Origin of the sequence: Streptomyces genisteinicus, from assembly GCF_014489615.1 — a bacterium.
Taxonomy (GTDB): Bacteria; Actinomycetota; Actinomycetes; order Streptomycetales; family Streptomycetaceae; genus Streptomyces; species Streptomyces genisteinicus.
On record NZ_CP060825.1, the window covers coordinates 338611 to 357121 of the forward strand.

The 18511-nt window shown below is 76.4% G+C and carries 12 protein-coding genes and 1 pseudogene; 4 read left to right on the plus strand and 9 right to left on the minus strand.

Going from position 1 to position 18511, the window contains the following annotated elements:
- Positions 1-63: 63 nt before the first annotated feature.
- The 7 genes and pseudogenes from IAG43_RS01570 to pgfA form a co-directional block, all read right to left on the minus strand.
- Positions 64-951 (minus strand): annotated as a pseudogene (locus IAG43_RS01570) (hypothetical protein); the annotation flags it as partial.
- Positions 952-953: 2 nt separating this feature from the next.
- Positions 954-1676 (minus strand): class I SAM-dependent methyltransferase, encoded by a 723-nt coding sequence (locus tag IAG43_RS01575; protein WP_187738947.1) that lies wholly within the window; start codon positions 1674-1676, stop codon positions 954-956.
- Complete coding sequence (locus IAG43_RS01580; protein ID WP_187738948.1) at positions 1673-3001, minus strand: condensation protein; 1329 nt, start codon at positions 2999-3001, stop codon at positions 1673-1675. The genes IAG43_RS01575 and IAG43_RS01580 overlap by 4 nt, the downstream gene beginning before the upstream one ends.
- On the minus strand, positions 2998-7287 hold the full coding sequence (locus IAG43_RS01585; protein ID WP_187744247.1) for an alpha-(1->3)-arabinofuranosyltransferase domain-containing protein: 4290 nt from the start codon (positions 7285-7287) through the stop codon (positions 2998-3000). The genes IAG43_RS01580 and IAG43_RS01585 overlap by 4 nt, the downstream gene beginning before the upstream one ends.
- Positions 7284-8003, minus strand: coding sequence for a class I SAM-dependent methyltransferase (locus IAG43_RS01590; RefSeq protein ID WP_187738949.1), 720 nt, complete (start codon positions 8001-8003; stop codon positions 7284-7286). The genes IAG43_RS01585 and IAG43_RS01590 overlap by 4 nt, the downstream gene beginning before the upstream one ends.
- On the minus strand, positions 8000-9307 hold the full coding sequence (locus IAG43_RS01595) for a glycosyltransferase family 4 protein (RefSeq protein WP_187738950.1): 1308 nt from the start codon (positions 9305-9307) through the stop codon (positions 8000-8002). Before IAG43_RS01595 ends, IAG43_RS01590 begins: the two co-directional genes overlap by 4 nt.
- A gap of 446 nt (positions 9308-9753) precedes the next feature.
- On the minus strand, positions 9754-10728 hold the full coding sequence (gene pgfA, locus IAG43_RS01600; RefSeq protein WP_187738951.1) for a cell envelope lipid trafficking protein PgfA: 975 nt from the start codon (positions 10726-10728) through the stop codon (positions 9754-9756).
- Positions 10729-10910: 182 nt separating this feature from the next.
- Between pgfA and IAG43_RS01605 the strand changes: the two genes are divergently transcribed.
- Together IAG43_RS01605 and IAG43_RS01610 are read left to right on the plus strand one after the other, a co-directional pair.
- A complete protein-coding gene (locus IAG43_RS01605; RefSeq protein ID WP_187738952.1) occupies positions 10911-11063 on the plus strand; it encodes a hypothetical protein in 153 nt (50 codons plus the stop codon).
- On the plus strand, positions 11060-12268 hold the full coding sequence (locus IAG43_RS01610) for a PucR-like N-terminal domain-containing protein (RefSeq protein ID WP_187738953.1): 1209 nt from the start codon (positions 11060-11062) through the stop codon (positions 12266-12268). The genes IAG43_RS01605 and IAG43_RS01610 overlap by 4 nt, the downstream gene beginning before the upstream one ends.
- A gap of 162 nt (positions 12269-12430) precedes the next feature.
- Here the strand turns inward: IAG43_RS01610 and IAG43_RS01615 are convergent, their stop codons facing one another.
- Positions 12431-14005 carry an amidohydrolase gene (locus tag IAG43_RS01615; protein WP_187738954.1) on the minus strand — a complete coding sequence of 525 codons (1575 nt, stop codon included), beginning with the start codon at positions 14003-14005 and terminating at the stop codon, positions 12431-12433.
- 206 nt (positions 14006-14211) lie between these two features.
- On the opposite strand from IAG43_RS01615, the gene IAG43_RS01620 reads away from it, so the two are divergent.
- Together IAG43_RS01620 and IAG43_RS01625 are read left to right on the plus strand one after the other, a co-directional pair.
- On the plus strand, positions 14212-15945 hold the full coding sequence (locus IAG43_RS01620; RefSeq protein WP_223005887.1) for an ABC transporter ATP-binding protein: 1734 nt from the start codon (positions 14212-14214) through the stop codon (positions 15943-15945).
- 115 nt (positions 15946-16060) lie between these two features.
- On the plus strand, positions 16061-17872 hold the full coding sequence (locus IAG43_RS01625; protein WP_187738955.1) for an ABC transporter ATP-binding protein: 1812 nt from the start codon (positions 16061-16063) through the stop codon (positions 17870-17872).
- A gap of 145 nt (positions 17873-18017) precedes the next feature.
- On the opposite strand, the gene IAG43_RS01630 is transcribed toward IAG43_RS01625, so the two are convergent.
- Entirely contained in the window at positions 18018-18488 is a 471-nt protein-coding gene (locus tag IAG43_RS01630) for an SAM-dependent methyltransferase (RefSeq protein WP_187738956.1), read from the minus strand.
- Positions 18489-18511 lie beyond the last annotated feature (23 nt).

Below are 18511 nucleotides of genomic sequence, written 5' to 3' on the forward strand. Positions count from 1 at the left end.
GGGGGCGGGAGGCGGCGGGGCGGGCTCGCGCGCCGGCGGCGGCGCGGGATCTCCGGGCGCGGGCGGGGCGTCCGGTGCCGGGTCGTGGCGGTCCATGGCGAGCAGCACCGACAGGGCGAGTGCCGTCCCCGCGATCCGCAGGGTCAGCGGCAGCGGCTCCTCGGGCAGCGACTCGCCGAAGGCGATCGTCCCGAGGACCGCGGTGAACAGGCAGGTCACGGTGGTGCACACGGGCACGATCAGCGAAGCACGGCAGCGCTGGAGCGCGGTCTGCGACATGACGAGCCCGGCGCCCGCCGTCACCAGCAGCAGGTACGGGTACGGGGAGGCGAGCAGCGCACGGGCCGCCTCGGTCACGCCCTCGCCCGCCAGGTGCCCCGAGAGGCCCTTGATCGCCAGGGAGCTCACGCCGTACAGCAGGCCGACGGCCACCCCGTAGCCGATGCCGTTCGTCGGCACCCGGTGGCGTCTGCGGGAGCGGCTCTCGACCTGCCCGTACAGCCACACCCCGGCGACCAGCGCCGGGACGCAGACCAGCAGCACCAGGCCGGCCGGTGCCCCGGTGCCCACGGTGTCCCGGCCCTCCCGGACGGAGCCGACCACCATGAGCAGGGCGACCAGCACGGCGCCGAGCGCCTTGCGCTCCCGGCCGGACGGCTCCTCGCCGAGGACCGCCGACGACAGCAGCAGCAGGATCACCAGGCCGGAGACGAAGATGCCCTGGGCCGCGGCGATCGGCAGCGTCCGGTACACGACCAGCTGGGCGGCGAACCCGGCGGCCAGGGCGAGCGATCCGGCGATCCACGCCGGGCTCGTCGCGAGGATCGCGACGGTGCGCACGGGGCGCCCGGCGGAGAGCGCCGGGAGCCGTCCCAGTGCCCGTTTCTCCAGCACGAAGCCGACGCTGTACAGCAGATTGGCGACGAGTGCCGCTCCCACCCCCCACCACATCGCTACCTCCGCCGGGCGTGCGCCAGCAGGATGGACGCGGCCGACGGGACGGCGCACGCGGCGCGGTCCAGCAGCCGCAGCCCGCGCGGCACGCCGTGGAACGGGGCGCCGGTGAGCCGCACGTCCGCGAAGCCCGACGCGGTGAGCAGCGAGCGCAGGGCGCGGGCCGTGCACAGCCGCAGGTGGCCGACGACCTCCGTCCCCGGCCGGCCGTGGATGCCGCGCAGGCTCACCTCGGAGAACACGGGCTGGACCCCGGCGAGGAGCAGGCCGCGGTTGTACCAGGCGGCCAGGTTGGGTGTGGAGAGCATCAGGTGGCCGCCGGGGCGCAGCACCCGCCGCAGTTCGTCCAGGGCCCCGTCGGGGTCCACCAGGTGCTCGATCACCTCGCTGAACAGCACGGCGTCGGCGCAGCCGTCGGGGAAGGGCAGGCCGCCCCGCTCGAACTCGCCGCGTACGACGTGGTCGACCCGGCCGCGGGCGCGGCGCAGCGCGTCCTGCGACCAGTCGACGCCGACGATCCGGTGGCCGGCGAGGTGGGGCGCGGCCGTGGCGGCCGCGGTGCCGTCGCCGCAGCCCACGTCGAGGACCAGGGCTCCGGGGGTGGCGCGCAGCGCGTCGGCCAGCTGCCGGGCCTGGCGGCTGCTGCGGGCGTCGCCGGACGCGACGGGCACCGCGGGGTTCTCGTAGAAGTCCCGAAGGCTCGGGGGCGGCGCGGCGTTCACCGGACCCCCGCTTCCGTGGCGGCCAGCCGCCGGGCGAACAGGGTGCGGAGCAGGGCGCCGTCCCCGTCGCCGAGCAGCGCGCGGGACCAGCGCAGGGCGAGGTGGAGCTTCCCGCCCGTGGAGGCGGTGGTGAAGGTGAGTCCGCGCGGCATCCGCGCCGGGGCGGAGAACCAGACGGCGCTCGCCCGGCCGGCGTCGCCGAAGTCCAGTGGGTACGGGATGCGGCCGATGTTGCTGAGCAGGGTGGTGGAGGTCCACGGCCCCGCGGCGCGGCGCAGCGCGCGGGTCGCCGCGGCCCGGACGGCGACCGGGACGACGGGGGCGGTCAGCAGCGCCGCCGCCGGGCCGAGCGGCGGCCGGGGCGCGGCCTTCAGCGCCCGGGTGCGCTCGGCCGTGCGGCGCAGCAGCTCCCGGGGGTCGGCGCCCGGACCGGTCTCCTCGGCGGAGAACGGGACCTCGACGAGCCGCGTCCCGTTGCCGATCGGCATCTCGGGGCCGCGGGGGCGGTCGTCCACGGGCATGGTGATCCTCAGCGGCCGCCGCCCCGGGTCGCCGTGGAGCCGGTTCCACTCCGCGACGGTGAGCGCCGTGGCCACCATGAGCTGGTCGTTCACCGTGTAGGGGGCGCCGGATCTCCGTCCGGGGACGGGGAGTTCGCAGACGTCCAGCCCGTTGCCGGGCGCGGGCGGGCCGGGGGTGCCGGCGGCCACCCGGGCGGGGCGGGCGTACGCGGCGCCCGGTACCGGCGGCGGCGCGGCCGGGCCGGCGGCGGGACGGGCGGCGGGCGGGGGCACGGGAGCCGTCTCACCGGCGTACAGTTCGGCGGCTGTCGCGGCGATCCGCAGGCAGGCGGGGCCGTCCAGTGCCGCGTGGTGGAGGGTGAACAGCAGGACGCAGCCCGGGCGGCCGGGCTCCTGGACGACCTCCAGCCGCAGCGGCGGCGAGGCGCTGAGCGGGGGCGGCTCGGCCAGCGCGCGGCGGCGGGCGGCGGCGAGTGCGCCCGGCGCCGCGGGCGGGTACGCGACGGTCCCGGTGTCGGGTGTGCCGGTCAGCTCCCAGACGTGGCGGAGGGCGTACGGGCGGGGTGCCCGCTCCCGTACGAGCACCCGGGGGTGGCGTGCGAGCGCGCCGTCCACGGCCGTGCGCAGCCGGGCGGGGTCCGGCCGGCCCGGGAGGTGGATCTCGATGTGCACGGTGTCCGGTTCGGCGGGGTCGGCGCAGTGCCGCGCGATCTCGTCCACGACGGAGAACGGCACGGTGCCGGTGCCCCGGGGGCCCGTCCCGCCGCGGGCGGGTGCTCCGGCGGGTTCGTGCAGTGCGGTCATCGCCCGGTACCTCCCTCGTGCGGATCTGCGGTCGCGGATGGTGACGGCGGTTTGCGGAGACCGATCGTGCGGCCCGGCCCGGCGGCGGGGACCGGGGCGTCCGCGGGGCCGGGCGGCGGGGCCGCCTCGTCCCGGTCCCCCGGCGGGCCGGCGGGTCCGGCCGCCCGGTGGGGTCCGCCCGCGCGGTGGGCCGCACGGGGGCGGGTGTCCCGGGCGACGGAGACGAGTGCCGCGAACAGGGCGGTGAGGGCGAGCAGTTGCGCGAGGGCGCCGTAGGCCCCGCGGCCCTCCGCGGGTCCCTCCGCGCCGCCCGTGAGCGCCACCGCGCCCGCCGCGGTCATGGCGGCGAACGCCACCGGCACCAGGAGTCCCGGCCGCAGCCAGGCCACCACGGCGAGGACCGGCACCACGAGGGCGACCGGGCCGGCCACCGCCACGGCGACGAGGCCGAGCACCACGGCGCCCAGCAGCGGACCGGGGGCGGGCGGCTCCGGCGGCGGGCCGGCGTGGTCCGGGCGGCGCCGGCCCACCGCGAGGGCGGCCAGGGCCAGGAGCAGCACAGCGGCGCCGGTCAGCCCGGCGGTGTAGATCCGGGACGGCTCGTAGGTCAGGGTGACCGTGCCGCCGTCGCCCTCGGGTACCAGCCAGCCCTGCTGCCAGCCGTCGAGCCGCACCGGTGCGAGCTCCTCGCCGTCGAGTTCGGCCTTCCAGCCCGCGTTGTGGTTCTCGTGGAGCTGGAGGTAGACGGCCTCGCCCGCGCCGACCCGGACGGTGCGCCGGTCCCCGTCGCCGGACAGGGTGCCCGCCCCGCGCGGTGCGGCCTCGGTGGCCGTGTCGCCGCTGGTCAGGGTGATGGAGTCGACGGCGAGCGGGCCCGTGTCGCCCGCCTCCACGGTGTGGGTGCGCCGGTCGAGTGCGACCCGGCTGCCGTCGGTGCAGAGCGACACGGCGATCGGCCTGCGGTCGGTCAGGTCGCGTACCCGGCCCTCGGCCCGGGTCTCGAGGAACTGGCCGTCCACCGAGACGACGGGGCCCTTGCCGCAGGGCAGGCTGAACGTCTTCTCCGGGTCGGGCCGCGGGGACCGGTACTTCTCCAGTGCCGGGATGTGCAGTTCGCTCAGTCCCACCGGGAGCTGCAACTGGTCGTCCGCGACCGGGTTGTGGAGTGTCAGCGGGGCCTGCCGGGAGATGGTGATGTCCATCCGGTCGGTGGTGATGGGGGCGAACCGCGCCATGCCGTTCTCGTCCACGGCGGCGACCGCCGTCCCGTCCGGCGAGCTGATCTGCACCTGCTCCGCGCGGGTCGACAGACCGCCCGCCCCGGCGAGGACCATCTCGCCGACGGAGGTCTTCTCGGGCCAGCGCAGGTGCAGCACCGGCCGCTCGCCGGCGATCCACGCCGTGGTGAGGTCGCCGTCGGTGAGGTTGCGCGGGCTCAGGTCGGTGCCGAGGCGGGCCGTGGAGTCCGCGGAGACGAGGATCTTCTCGCGCTGTCCGGTGAGGGAGAACAGCAGTTCGTCCAGGGCTTCGCCCGGCACCGGCAACGCCGTGGCGCGCAGGGTGTAGTCGCCGGACCTGGCCGCGTCGAACTGGCGGTGCAGTCCTGCCTCGGCGGCGACGGCGGACAGTCCGCCGGGGTCGCTGCCGCGCCGCAGCGAGTAGACCACGGCGTCGCCGGGGTCCTTCGGTGCGTCCGCGGGCAGCTGGAGCATCCGGGTCACCTGGACGCCGGGGACCGCGATCTCCGCGAAGCCGGCGCCGGTGAGCCCCGGCCGGCCCTGCTGGGAGTCGAGGACGGTGACCTTCAGCCAGGCGGCCTGTCCGGCGGGCGCGGCCACGTCCTGCGCGGTGCCGTCCGGGCGCAGCGGGCTGACCCGGCTGCCCAGGTCGGTCTCCACCCGCACGGAGGTCGGCGCGGCGCGCACGTTGCCGCTCGGCAGCGGCGTGAGCCGGAGCGTGCCCGGGACCGCGGTCGGTGCGGCGAAGTCGATCCGCACCCATTCGCCCTGCGGCGAGCCGGGCGAGCCCTCCGCCCAGCCGGTCTCCGGGTCGCCGTCGAAGGCGTTCACCGGGTCGTACTGCGGCAGGTGGAACAGCCAGTTGCCGACGGACGAGGCGGTGACCTTCGCCGCCCCGCGCAGCACGGCGGTCGTCTGGTGCTCCTCGCCCTCCAGCGGCAGGATGCGGCGCGGTGCGGCGTCCGGGTCCTGGACCGATCCGGCGGGGTTGCGCTCGTCGGCCGTGTAGGTGTGCGAGGTGCCGGAGTTGACCAGTCCGAAGCGGGTGTCCGCGCGCCGCATGCCGTCGCCGGCCGCGTACAGCGGCGGCCGTTCGACGCCGGGGTGCCGGTCGCCGGCGAGGACCGCCGGCCGGCCGTCGAGGGTGCCGTCGGCGCCCAGCGGCAGCAGGCTCTCGGGGCCGCCGCTGACGACGGCGGTCCGGGCCGCCGGGGAGACGGCGGAGCGGCCGGGGCGGTCGACGTCGGCGGGCGGCTCGTAGATCTCCACCGCGCGGCGGCGCGGGAACAGCGCCTCCACCTGCACCGGTGTGTCGTCGGCGATCCGTCCGGCGGTCGTCACCGGGCCGAACCCGGTCACCCGCCGGTAGCCGGACGCCTCCAGGGTGCGCACCACGGTGGCGGTGGGGACGTGGCCGAGCTGGTCCGGGTCGAGGTCGCCCCGCACGACGACGTAGTGGAGACCCGCCCGGTGGAGGTACGCGGCAAGGCCCGGCACCTCGCCGCCCGTGGTGAGCGCCTGTTCGACCGCGTCCATCGCGCGCCGGTTGCCCGGGGTGCCGAACGGCACGTAGTCGCGCTGCGCCCAGGGCGAGGAGGCCAGCACGTCGAGCGGCTGGTCGACGGGCGATCCCCAGGTGTAGATGCCGTGGGCGGTCGCGGGCACGACCAGGGCGCGGTCGTCGGCGGAGTTCTCCGCCAGCCAGTCGGCCGTGGTCTCCCAGTACGCGGGCAGCTTCTGGAACGATCCCGGCTGCAGGATCGCGCCCGTGAGGTACGGCAGGGCGAGGCCCGGCAGCACGGCGAACGCGGCGAGCGCCGGGGCGAGGCGCCGTACCCGTGGCGGGGCGGCGTGCGCGGCCAGGTGGGTGAGGCCGAGTGCGAGCGCGAGCGCGAGGCCGGTCTGGAACTTGTAGATGTTGCGGAACGGCACCAGGGGTCCGTTCAGCAGGTCCTGCACGACGCCGTGGAACGGTCCGCCGAGGGCGCCGCCGTAGCCGGCGAGCGTGATCAGCGCGGCGGTCGCGGCGGTGAGCACCAGCCAGCGCCGCTCCGGCAGGTCCCGGCGGGCGAGCCCCGCGAGCCCGAGGGCGGCGGCGAGCGCGGAGCACCCGATCATCAGGGCCGAGGTCGCCACGGCCCAGCCGGCCGGCAGCCACGCCTCCCCGAAGTTGAGGTAGGCGACCCAGTTGCCCGCGCCGCGCAGCACCTCGGTCGCGGACATGGTGGCGGTGGTGGTCTGGGAGGTCTCCACGTACGGCATGAAGTTCTCGCCGTAGGTGCCGAGGAGCAGCAGCGGGACGATCCACCAGGCGGTGGCCATCACCACGAACGGTGCCCACCAGGCGATCAGCGGCCACTTGCGCGGTCCGGCCGGCCGGCTGAGCAGGTACAGGCCGACCGGCAGCAGGGAGGCGAGCGTGGAGGCGGCGTTCACCCCGCCCATCAGCGGCACGATCAGCGCCGAGCGCGCCGCGGTCACGCGGGGCGAGAAGCGGGCGTCGGCGAGCGGCAGCAGCACCCAGGGCAGTACGGCGCCGGGCAGGGCGGCGGCCGAGGTGGAGCCGACGACGACGGTGTACGCGGGCCACAGCGCGTAGACCGCCGCGCCGAGCAGCCGGCTGCGGTCGGAGCCGGCGCCCAGCCGCTCGGCGAGGCGCAGCGCGCCCCAGAAGGCGCAGGTCACCACGAGGGAGAGCCACAGGCGTTCGGCCAGCCACACGGGCATCGCGACGAGGTCGGCCGCCGCGTGGAACGGCAGCATCGGGACGGCGTAGCCGACGTACTGGTCCGCGATCCCGCCGAAGCCCGCCCGGTCGTGCCACAGGCTGCCCAGGTCGGTGATGAAGCGCCAGGGGTCGGTGACCACGCCGAGCTTGGTCTCGAACGTCATCCGTCCCGGCGCCGCGGCCAGGAACGCCGCGAAGGCGGCGGCCCAGAAGCCGAGCAGCCAGCGCCGTGAGCGGGGACGGGCCGCCGGGCCGGTCGCCGCCGAGGGGCCGGGGCCCGGTGGCGCGGCGGGGGGACGGGCGGGGAGCGTGCTGGTCATGGACACCGCCGGAGAATGAGGAGAAGGTTCCAGGTGGCGACTTCGCGCAGGTACGGCAGCCGGGGCACGAGCTCCGGGACCACCGGCCAGTAGCGCGAGCGGGCCGAGACGATCCGCACGTCGTCCCGTGCGCGGACGTCCCGCAGCGTCTGCCCGACGCCGATGGGGAAGAGGTTGTCGCCGAGCCGGTGCTTGGCCGGCCGACCGGTGCGCCGTTCGTAGCGCCTGCGCGCCCGGTCGGCGCCGAGGTAGTGCCAGGGCGCCCATTCGTGGCCGCCCCACGGGGAGAGCCAGTTGGTGAAGGACACGTAGATCAGGCCGTCCGGCCGGGTGACCCGCGCCATCTCGCTGAGGAAGGTGCCGGGGTCGGCGACGTGTTCGAGGACGTTGGAGGAGAAGCAGAGGTCGGCGGCGCCGTCTGCGAGCGGCAGCAGGTAGCCGTCGGCCAGCACCGTCACCTCGCGCGGGGCGCCGTCCAGTTCGGCCGGGTCCGGCTCGAAGAGGTAGCTCTGTGCGCCGCGCCGGCGGAACTCGCGGGTGAAGTGGCCCGCCCCGCCGCCCACGTCGGCGACCACCCGGCCGTCGAGGCGCATGTACCGCTCGACCTGGTCGGCCGCGTCGCGTGCCAGCAGGGTGTAGGCGGTCGCCGGGTCGTCCTGTTCGCGCATGAAGGCGCGGAAGAGGGCGAGCGAGCGGCGGAACGAGGGGTCCTTCACGCGCGTGCACCGCCGGATCCCGTGCCCCGTCCGGGGCGGTCCTGCACGCCGGGGTGCGGCTGCCGCCCCGGGCGGGCGCCGTGCGCGGCGGTGCCCGGGGACGCCGGGTCCGGGGCGCCCCCCGGCGCCCCGGACCGGGCCACCGCCTCGGCCGCGACCGCGCGGAACCCGGCGACGGTGGCGCCCCACCGGTACGCGGCGGCCCGCTCGGACGCGGCCTTGCCCATCTCCTCGCGCCGGGCGTGGTCCAGCGCGAGGGTGCACCACGCGGCGGCGAACGCCGACTCGCCCCGGGCCAGGACGCCGGTGACGCCGTCCTGCACGGAGTCCCGCAGTCCCGGCACGTCGAAGCCGATCGCCGGGGTGCCCCGGGCGGCGGCCTCGGTGATCACCAGGCCCCAGCCCTCGACCGCCGCGGGGTGCAGCAGCAGCCAGGACTCGCAGAGCAGCCGGTGCTTCTCCTCCTCCGACACCCGGCCGGTGAAGACCGTGCCGGGGCCCGCCAGCCGCTCCAGCCGGGCGCGTTCGGGGCCGTCCCCGACGATCACCAGGCGGCCGCCCGTCACCGGGCGCACCCGTTCCCACAGACGCAGCAGCATGTCGAGGCGCTTGTAGTCGACCAGCCTGCCGAGCGCGGTGAACTGGGGTGCGGCCGAGCGCGGGGTGCGCATGCCGGGTTCGTCGACGCCGTTGTGCACGACCCTCAGGCGCTCCTGGGGGACGCCGATCGCCCGCAGCTCCCCGGCCGTCGACGGCGACACGGCGACCAGCAGGTTGCCGCGGTGCGCCCGTGACAGGGCCCAGTGCTCCAGCCGCCGGCCGAACCGTGCGACCGGGCCCGGGAAGCGCATGCTCCACAGATCGGTGTGCACATGGTTGACCAGGCAGACGGTGGGTCCGCGGTGCCAGAGCGGGGCGAGGTACGGCATCCCGTTGCACACCTCGACCAGCAGGTCGCAGGAGCCGATCCGGCGGGCGAACGCGGACCGGGCGCCGAGGAAGTGGCCGTACTCGGAGCCGGCCGACACCACCCGGTAGGAGCGGCGCGCGGCCGGTCCCCCGCACAGCAGGGTGACCTCGTGGCCGGCGGCGGTGAGTCCCGTGGCCAGCTGGTCGACGAGGAGTTCGGAGCCGCCCGCGGACCGGTTTCCGAGGTCGCGGTGGGCGAGGAAGACGATCCGCCGGGGTGGGGCGACGGCGCCGGGCGCCGGAAGGGACACGTTCCCGTCGGACGGGGCGGCGGGCGGGTGCGCGCTCGCGGCCGGCGGAGCCGCGAGGCGTGGCGGACGGACGTGCTGGGGCATTGCGTGCTCCAACTCGTTGCTGGGTGCGGAGGGTTGCGGCACCGCCGGTGGCGGGGGCCGGGCCGCGGCGGGCCCGGTGGCCGGCACGGGCCGCGCGCGGCCCGCCGGTGGACGGCGGGCCGGCGGACGGCGTGCCGCGGGGCAGGTGGTGTGGCGGTGCGCGGTGGTGATCGGGGTGGCGGTGCGCGGTGGGGGCGGTGCGGTGGTGGTGTGGTGCGCGGTGGGTGTGGTGCGCGGTGGGGCGTGTGGGTGGCGGTGCGCGGTGGGTGTGGTGCGCGGTGGGGCTCGGGGTGGTCCGGTGGCGGACCGGGGTCGTGGCGGACAGGGAGGGGGCGACCGGTGGGGAACGTGCTGAGGTGGGGACCGTCAGTGTTCGTCAGGTGATCGTCGCGCGGCTACTCACCGGTATGACAACTTCGCCCGAACTCGGGTGAGCAGATTCGTCATCAGGTGAGTACCGCGGGCCCCTGCTCGTCCCGGCGCCCTGAACCCCGGCCCCGGACCAGCAGGACGGCGCCCGCGACCGCGAGCAGCGCGCCGAGCGCGCCCGCCCCGGCGGGCACCGGCCCGGAGAGCAGGGCGAGCTTTCTGCCGTCCGCCGAGGCGAGGGCCACCTGCTGCCGCTGGGTGCGTTCGGTGAAGGCGATCTTCGCGCCGGCCAGCAGCACCACCGCGTCCTCGTCCGACCCCGGCGCGCGGAGCGTCTTGCGGGGTCCGATCGCCGCGTACAGGATGCGCCCGGTGCGCTGGTCGGCCACCAGCTCGATGCCGCTGTTGGCGTACCACTCCTCGGCCAGCACCTGGGGGGTGCGCGGGCGGCCCACGAGCCGGCCGGGCACCTGCCGCACCCCGGTGCGGGTCGGTGCGACGGTGCCCGTGAAGCGCAGACCCTCGTGGCCCTGGACCCGTGTGCGGCCCTCGTACCGGAGCGGGACGACACCGCCGAGGGTGCCGTCCCACCAGCGGTAGCCGCGTTCCTCCACGTCGAAGGGGAACTTCAGGTACGCCTCGCCGTCGAAGACGGGCGACTCCTCGCAGCAGTGCACCGGTTCGTTGGTGACGCGGTCGGTGACCCAGCGCTCCAGGGTCCACTGGAGGGAGTCGCGCACATCGGCGGCGGGCAGGGTGCGGTCGGTGTCGACGGAGGTGGAGACGTCCCAGACGGCGTGGCCGCTGCGCAGGCTGTCGGCGACGTCGCCGCGCACCTGCCGGGTGATGGTGATCCGCTCCCCGTCCACGGTCGCGAGCCGCGCCGTGTCGAAGTAGCTGCCGGTGCCGGTGAAGACGGTGGTCGTGTCGATGTCGACGGGCGTCCGCTTGGCCTGCGGCAGCACATGGGCGAGCAGCAGTGGTGCGAGGACGAGCAGAAACGTCCCGGCGCCCAGCAGGGCGAGGGACAGCGGTGAAGCGGTGCGGCGCATCCGGGCTCTCCTGGATCGAGGCAGTCGAGAAGGAGCGCACGGACCCCGGGCCGGTCAGCCCTCAGGCGCCCCGACGGTAGGTCCGCTCTTGACGGATTGTCAATGTCATGTCGACACTGTGCGTTCAGCCGGTGGGGGCCGGCGACCGGTGGGATCGTCTCCAGCAAGGAGCTGACCCGACTATGCGCAGAACGCTCGCAGCCGCGGTGACCGTGATCGCCGCGGCCGCCCTCGCCGTCGCCACGTCGTACGGAGCAGTGGCGCTGCTGAACACTCCGCCCGAGCAGCCGAACACACCGCTCGTCAGCTACGACACCGCCCCGCCCGCCCGGTGATCCGCTCCGCGTGGAGCGAGGTGCCGCAGTCCCAGGCCGACCGCTTCTCGTCACGGCTGCTGGCCGAGTCGGGCGAGCTGGCGGACTCGATCCTGGCGGAGATCCGCCGGGCCTTCCCCCATCTGCGCCTCGTCGAGGACGACTCCGGGACCCCGCTCGCCCTCGTCGGCATCCGGCGGGCCATCGAGGGCTTCGTCCACAACCTCGCGGCAGGCGCCCACCATCCCCGCGTCCCGCCGGTGATGTTCCAGGAGTTCGGGCGGGGCGAGGTGCGCGTCGGGCGCAGCCTCGACTCCCTCCAGGCCGTCTACCGCCTCGGCATGCGTCTCGCCTGGCGGCGGTTCGCGGAGATCGGCCAGCAGGTCGACATCGCCCCGGCCGCCATGTACGAGGTGGCCGAGTCCGGGTTCGCCTACCTGGACGGGCTCGTCGAGCAGTCGCTCCGCGGCTACGCCGAGGCCGAGGCCCGCCGCGCGGGCGAACGGCTGCGCCTGCAGCGCAGGCTCATCGACGTGCTGCTGGCCGAGCACCGCGGCGAACCGGCGGACGTGCTCGGCGAACGCGCCGCCCGGATCGGCTGGGAGGTGCCGGAGACCGTCGCCGTGGGCCTGCTCATCCGCCCGGCGCGGGAGGCGGTCGCCCCCGCCTTCGAACAGGGCGTGCTCCTCGACATGGAGAGCGAGCGCCCCCGGCTGGTGATCCCGGAGCCCGACACCGCGGGCCGCGCCGAACTCCTCAGCCGCGCCGCCGCCGGCTGGTCCGGGGCGATCGGGCCGTCGGTGCCGCTGGCGTCGGCGGCGGTCTCGCTGCGCTGGGCCGAGACGGCCGTACGCCTCGTGGAGAGCGGACAGCTGCCCCCGGGCGAGGTGCTGCACTGCACGGAGCGCACCGAGGAACTGGTGCTGCTGCCCTCCCAGGAGCTGATCGACGCGGCCGCGGTGCGCCTGCTGGCCCCGCTGGAAGGGATGAGCCCGGCCCAGGAGCGGCGCCTCGCCATGACGCTGCTCGCCTGGATCGAGACCTCCGGCGGGGCGCCCGAGGTGGCGCAGCGCCTCGGCATCCACCCTCAGACGGCCCGCTCCCGGCTCCGCCAGATCCGCGAACTGTGGGGGCCCGCGCTGGACGACGCCGACCGCCGCTTCGAGATGCTCCTGGTGCTGCGGGCGCGACGGCTGCGGGGCGACCTCACGGAGGGCGCGGGCTGACCCGGGCGTCGCATCGCGGGGCGTCGTCCGGAGCGGGGCGTCGTGAGCGGGGCGCACCGGCCGGGCAGGCACGGCCTCCCCGGCGCGGAGCGCGACCGCGTGCGCACCGCGCGCCCAGGGGCCGGGCGGGCCGCCGCCGAGCGGCGTGCCGGCGGACGTCCCTCAGGCCAGTGCGCCCGCCGCGACCGCCCCGTCCACGACGGTGGCCACCACCTCGACGGCGGCGATGCGCGAGACGTCGACGCTCCGGGGGTCGTCGCCGAGGACGACGAGGTCGGCGCGTTTGCCGGGGGTGAGGCTGCCCGCGCTGTCCTCCCAGTGGCAGGCCCAGGCGCCGGCGACCGTGCAGGCACGCAGGGCCTCCTCGACCGTGACCGCCTCGTCGGGGCCGACCGGAAGGCCGGACGCGGAGGCCCGCTCGACCATGAACTGCACGGCCCTCAGCGGTGCTCCGTCGGTGACCGGCCGGTCGGAGCTGCTGACCAGGGTGATCCCGTGGTCGAGGAAGGCGCGCCCCCGGTACATCCACGGGGCCCGTACGGGGCCCATGACGGCGGAGTAGTCGTCGCCGAAGGAGTGCAGGAAGGCCGGCTGGACCACGGCGGCGACGCCGAGGGCGGCGAAGCGGGGCAGCTGGTCGGGCCGGACCAGGCCGGCGTGTTCGATGCGGTGGCGTGCGCCGGGGCGGGGCCGGACGCGCTGGGCGCGCTCCAGCGCGTCGAGCGCGAGGTCGACCGCGCGGTCGCCGATGGCGTGGACGGCGAGCTGCCACCCGGCCAGGTGTCCGGCGAGGACCGTCTCCGCGATCCGCTCGGGGTCGTCCCCGAACTCCCCGGTCAGGGTGGTGCCTTCGTAGGGCTCGGTGAGTGCGGCGGTACGGGCCATCATCCCGCCGTCGGTGTAGACCTTCAGCGCGCCGACCGAGAGCCAGTCGTCGCCGAACCCGGTGCGCAGGCCGAGGCCGAGAGCACGGGTCATCCCGTCGGCCTCGTGCGCGGCGACCGGGCGCAGGGTGTCTCCGGCCGCCATCAGCTGGACGCGCAGCGGCAGCCGTCCCTGGTCGCGCAGGAGCTGGTACGCGCCCAGCTCGACCGGGGTGTGCCCGAGCAGGCCTCCGCCGATACCCGCCTCGGCGACGGCGGTCACCCCCTCGGCGAGGCAGGTGCGGGCCGCGCGTTCGACGGCGTCGGCGACCTCCTGCTGCGCGTACGGCAGCCGCAGCCGGCGGGCGGCGGTCATGGCGCTCTCGGCGAGGAAGCCCTCGGACGGCAGGACGTCCGCGGGCAGCAGGGCGAGCACCGCGCTGCTGACGACGCAGGCGTGGCCCGAGTCGTGCATCAGGAACACCTTGCGCCCGCCTGCGGCCGCGTCGAGTTCGGCTGCCGTCAGATGGCGGCCGAGCGCCCGCTGGTCGTAGCCGGCGACGTCGACCCAGGCGTCGGGCGGCAGGCCCTCGGCCGCGCGGGCGACGACGGCGAGCACGTCCTCCGCGCGCTCGCACGGCGCGACGTCGGCGGTCGCCGCCTTCAGCCCGGTCCAGGCCATGTGGACGTGGCTGTCGATGAATCCGGGCAGCACGGTGGCGCCCTGGAGGTCGACGACCTCGCGCGCGGGCAGCGAGGTGACGGCCTCGTCCAGGCCCACGATCCGTCCGCGCCAGATCCCGAGGTCGCGGGCGACGGGCCGGTCCGGGTCCATGGTCAGGAAACGGGCGTTGGTCAGCCTCGTGTCGAGCACGGGGGCTCCTCTCAGAGCGCCACAGGGCTTCTCCGGCGGTGGGACGGCACCCGCTAGTGAGGGGAGCCTAAGCGCAGCCTGCGTCGCTGGTCAACGGCGGCGTACCCCGGTGGCCGAAGGACGGCCGGACCCGTCGGACGGCCCTGCGCGGCCCCCCGGTTGGAGTAACATCGGCCGACCGACCGACGCTCCCGTGGAGGTGCCGCATGCCCGCAGAAGGACGTGCCGGACGGGCCGTCCTGCGCACCGCGATCGCGGGACAGCGACGGCGCGTCGTGACCGCCTCGCTGCTGGGCATGGGCCACCAGGCGTGCGAGGTGCTGGTGCCCGTCGTCATCGGCCTGGTGATCGACGAGGCCGTGGCCACCGGCGACGCCCCCGTGCTGCTGCGGTGGCTGCTGGTCCTCGGGGTCCTGTTCCTCGCCCTCTCCACCTGCTACCGGACCTCCGCGAGGATCACCGACGCGGCGGGCGAGCACGCGGCGCACCGGCTGCGCGGCGAGCTGGGCGACCGGGTGCTCGACCCGCGCGGCGGGGCCGACACCGGGCGGCTGCCCGGCGCGCTGACCGCACTGGCCACCGGGGACGCGGCACGGGTCGGCGCCGTCGCGGCGGCCGTCCCGTACGCGGCGGCCGCGCTGGCCGGGCTCGCCGTCAGCGCCGTCGCCCTGCTGCGGATCTCGGTGCCCCTCGGGCTGCTGATCCTGCTCGGTGTGCCGCCGCTGCTGTGGGCGGGACACCGGATCAGCAGGCCGCTGGAACGCCGCAGCGAGGTCGAGCAGGAACGCGCCGCGCACGCCTCCGGGGTGGCGGCCGATCTCGTCGCCGGGCTGCGGGTCCTCAAGGGGATCGGGGCCGAGGCCGCCGCGGTGTCCCGCTACCGGGGCACCAGCCGCGCGTCGCTGGCCGCCGCGCTGCGGGCCGCCGTCAGCCGTGCCTGGCACGACGGCGCGATCCTCGTCCTGACGGGCATGTTCATCGTCGCCATCGCCCTGGTCGGCGCCCATCTGGCGATGCGCGACCTGATCAGTGTGGGTGAACTGGTCGCCGCCGTGGGCCTCGCCCAGTTCCTGCTGGGCCCGTTCCAGCTCCTGACCTACGTCAGCGGGGAGTTCGCGCAGGGCCGCGCCTCCGCCGACCGGATCGCCGAGGTGCTGGCCTCGCCGCCGGCCGTGACCACGGGGGCGGCCCCCGCCGCCGGCACCGGGAGCGAGGACGCGCACGCGCCGGGCGAGGGGGCGGCCGCGGGACGGCTCGCGCTGCGCGGCGTCGTCCACGGCGCGTTGCGGGGTGTGGACCTCGATGCCGCTCCCGGCGAACTGCTCGGGGTGGTCGCCCGCGACCCGGCCGAGGCCGCCGACCTGCTGCGCTGCCTGGGACGTGAGACCGACCCGGACGAAGGGGAGATCGGCGTCGACGGACATCCCCTGACCGCGCTCGACCCGGACGCCGTGCGACGCACCGTCCTGGTGGCGCACCACGACGCCGACCTGTTCGAGAGCAGCCTGCTGGACAACGTGCGGGCCGGCACGGGCCTCGACGACGCGGCGCTCGGGCCCGCCCTCGCCGCCGCTGCCGCCGACGACGTGGCGCGGACGCTGCCGCACGGCGGACGGACCCTGCTCACCGAGCGGGGACGGTCCCTCTCCGGCGGCCAGCGCCAGCGGGTGGCGCTGGCCAGGGCGCTCGCGGCCGATCCGCCGGTGCTGGTGCTGCACGACCCGACGACCGCCGTGGACGCGGTCACCGAGGCCCGCGTCGCCGCCCGGCTGAGGGAACTCCGCCGGGGGCGCACCACGGTTCTGGTGACCACGAGCCCCGCGCTGCTCGCCGTCACGGACCGGGTGGTGGTCCTCGACGGGGGTGCGGTGCGAGCGGAGGGCAGCCACGGCGACCTCGTGGCCGGCGACGCGGCGTACCGGTCGGCGGTGCTGGCATGACGGGCCGTGCCTGCGCCCCGCACCGGACACCGGGTCCGGACGCCCCGCGCACCGCCGACGGGGCCGGGACGATCACGGCCACGGTCTCGGCCACGGGACGGACGAAGGAGAGCAGATGACGGACGAGTCGCCGCCCGCCGGTCCGCCGGAGCGCGCACTGCTGCCCACCGCGACGGCCCGGGAGACCCTCGCGGCGCTCGGCGCGCTGCTGCACGGCCACCGGCTGCTCGCCGCCGCGGCCGCGGCCGTGCTCGTCGCCGGCACGGCGATCGGGCTGCTGACCGCGCCCCTCCTCGGCCGTGTCGTGGACCTCGTCGTCGAGCAGCGGGGCACCGCCGCGCTGACGCTGCCGATGGTCCTGCTGCTGGCCGTCGCCGTGGCCCGGGGCCTCGCGACCGCGGTCGGCAACGCGCTCGTGGCGCGGCTCGGCGAGACGGTCCTCGCGGGCCTGCGCGAGAAGTTCGTGGCGCGGGCGCTGCACCTGCCGCTCGACCGGGTCGAGCAGGCGGGGTCCGGGGACCTGACCTCACGGGTGACCGGCGACGTGACGGTGACGACCAAGGCGGTGCGCCAGGCCCTTCCGGAGTTCAGCGGCGCGCTCCTCACGATCGTCCTGACCACGGCCGGACTCGCCGTCCTGGACTGGCGCTTCCTGCTCGCCGTGCTTCCCGTGGTGCCCGTCCACGTGCTGACCGTGCGCTGGTACATGCCGCGTGCCTCCCGCGTGTACGCGGCGCACCGGGTGGCGTCGGGAGCGCTCCAGCACCAGCTGCTGGACAGCATCGGCGGTGTGCGGACCGTCCGCGCGTTCCGGCTGGGCGACGCGCACTCCGGCCTGCTGCGGGAACGGTCCGAGGCGGCCGTCCGGCTCTCGCTGCGCGGCAGCCGCCTCGTGTCGGGCTTCTTCTCCCGGCTCAACGCCGCCGAGTTCGTCGGCCTGGCCTCCGTCCTCGCGACCGGCTTCGTGCTGGTGCGCGACGACGCCGTGAGCATCGGCACGGCGACGGCCGCCGCGCTGTACTTCCACGGCCTGTTCAACCCCCTCAACGCGGCGCTCTTCCTCATCGACGAGGCGCAGTCGGCGGGCGCCTCGCTCGCCCGGCTCGTCGGCGTCTCGCAGCTGCCCGCCGAACGCGAGCCGGACGGGCGGGCCGTCCCGGTCGACGGTTCCGTCAAGGTCGACGCGCTCAGCCACGCGTACGCCCCCGGGCATCCCGTCCTGCACGAGGTCGATCTCGACGTGCGCAGCGGGGAGCGGGTCGCCCTGGTCGGTGCGAGCGGGGCCGGCAAGACGACGCTGGCGAAGCTGATCGCGGGAGTCCACGAGCCGTCCGGCGGAGTGATCGTGCTGGGCGGTGTCGACACGCGGGAGCTGGGTCCGGCCGGGGTGCGGCGTGCCGTGACGATGATCAGCCAGGAGGTCCACGTCTTCGCCGGGCCGCTCGCCGACGACCTCCGCCTCGCGCGGCCCTCGGCGTCCGACGCCGAGGTGCGGGCGGCGCTGGAGCGGGTCGGGGCGCTGGAGTGGGCCGGGGCCCTGCCGCAGGGGGTGGACACCGTCGTCGGCGAGGGCGGCCACCGCCTCACCGTCACCCAGGCGCAGCAGCTGGCCCTCGCCCGCCTCGTCCTCGCCGGACTCCCCGTCGCCATTCTGGACGAGGCGACCGCCGACGCCGGGAGCGCGGGAGCGCGGGTGCTGGAACGTGCGGCGGAGAACGCGCTGGAGGGGCGTACGGGTCTGCTGGTCGCCCACCGGCTGCCGCAGGCGGCCGCCGCGGACAGGATCGTCGTCCTCGACGAGGGCCGTGTCGTGGAGAGCGGCACCCACGCCGGACTGCTCGCGGCCGGGGGGCGTTACGCGGCGCTCTGGGCGGCGTGGTCGGCGGGCCGCGGGACCCCGGAGTCCCCGGAGTCCCCGGCGACGTGAGCGGTCGGCGCGGTGAGCGGTCGGCGCGGTGAGCGGTCGGCGCGGTGGGCGACCGGCGTGAGGCGCGGGGCGGGGCGACGGGCGGTTCGCGGCACTCGGCGGAGGCCGCGGCGGGGGCCTCGGCGGGCGGCCGGCGGCTGCGGCGTCAGTAGTAGCGGCTCATCAGGCGGGTGCTCCAGGCGGGCTGGACGACGGGCTCGGACGGGGCGAACTCGGCCATGTAGGGCTTGATGTCGAGCACCGGCGACCCGGCGAGCGCGTCCAGCCCCACGACGTGGAGGTCGAGCCCGTCGACGCCGAGCAGCCGGCAGCGGGAGACGCCGAGCCGGTTGGGCCGGTACGGGCCCCGGTGCGCGAAGACGCCGACGGGTGCTCCGTCCGGCTGCCCGCGCGGCGGGATCGGGCCGGTGCGCACGGCGCCGGGCGCGATCCGGTCGAAGACGAAGACGACTTCGAGGTGGGAGAAGTCCTCCAGCCCGAGGAACGGCGACCGCTCCCGGAACGCCTCGTCCAGCCGGATCACGGCCTCGCTGCCGCCCCAGGCGTCCTCGAACACCTCGGTGCGGCCGCCCACCACCCGTGCCACCGGGGTGAGTTCCACGGTCTCCGGGCTCATGCCGCCGCCCCCCGGGTCGTGGG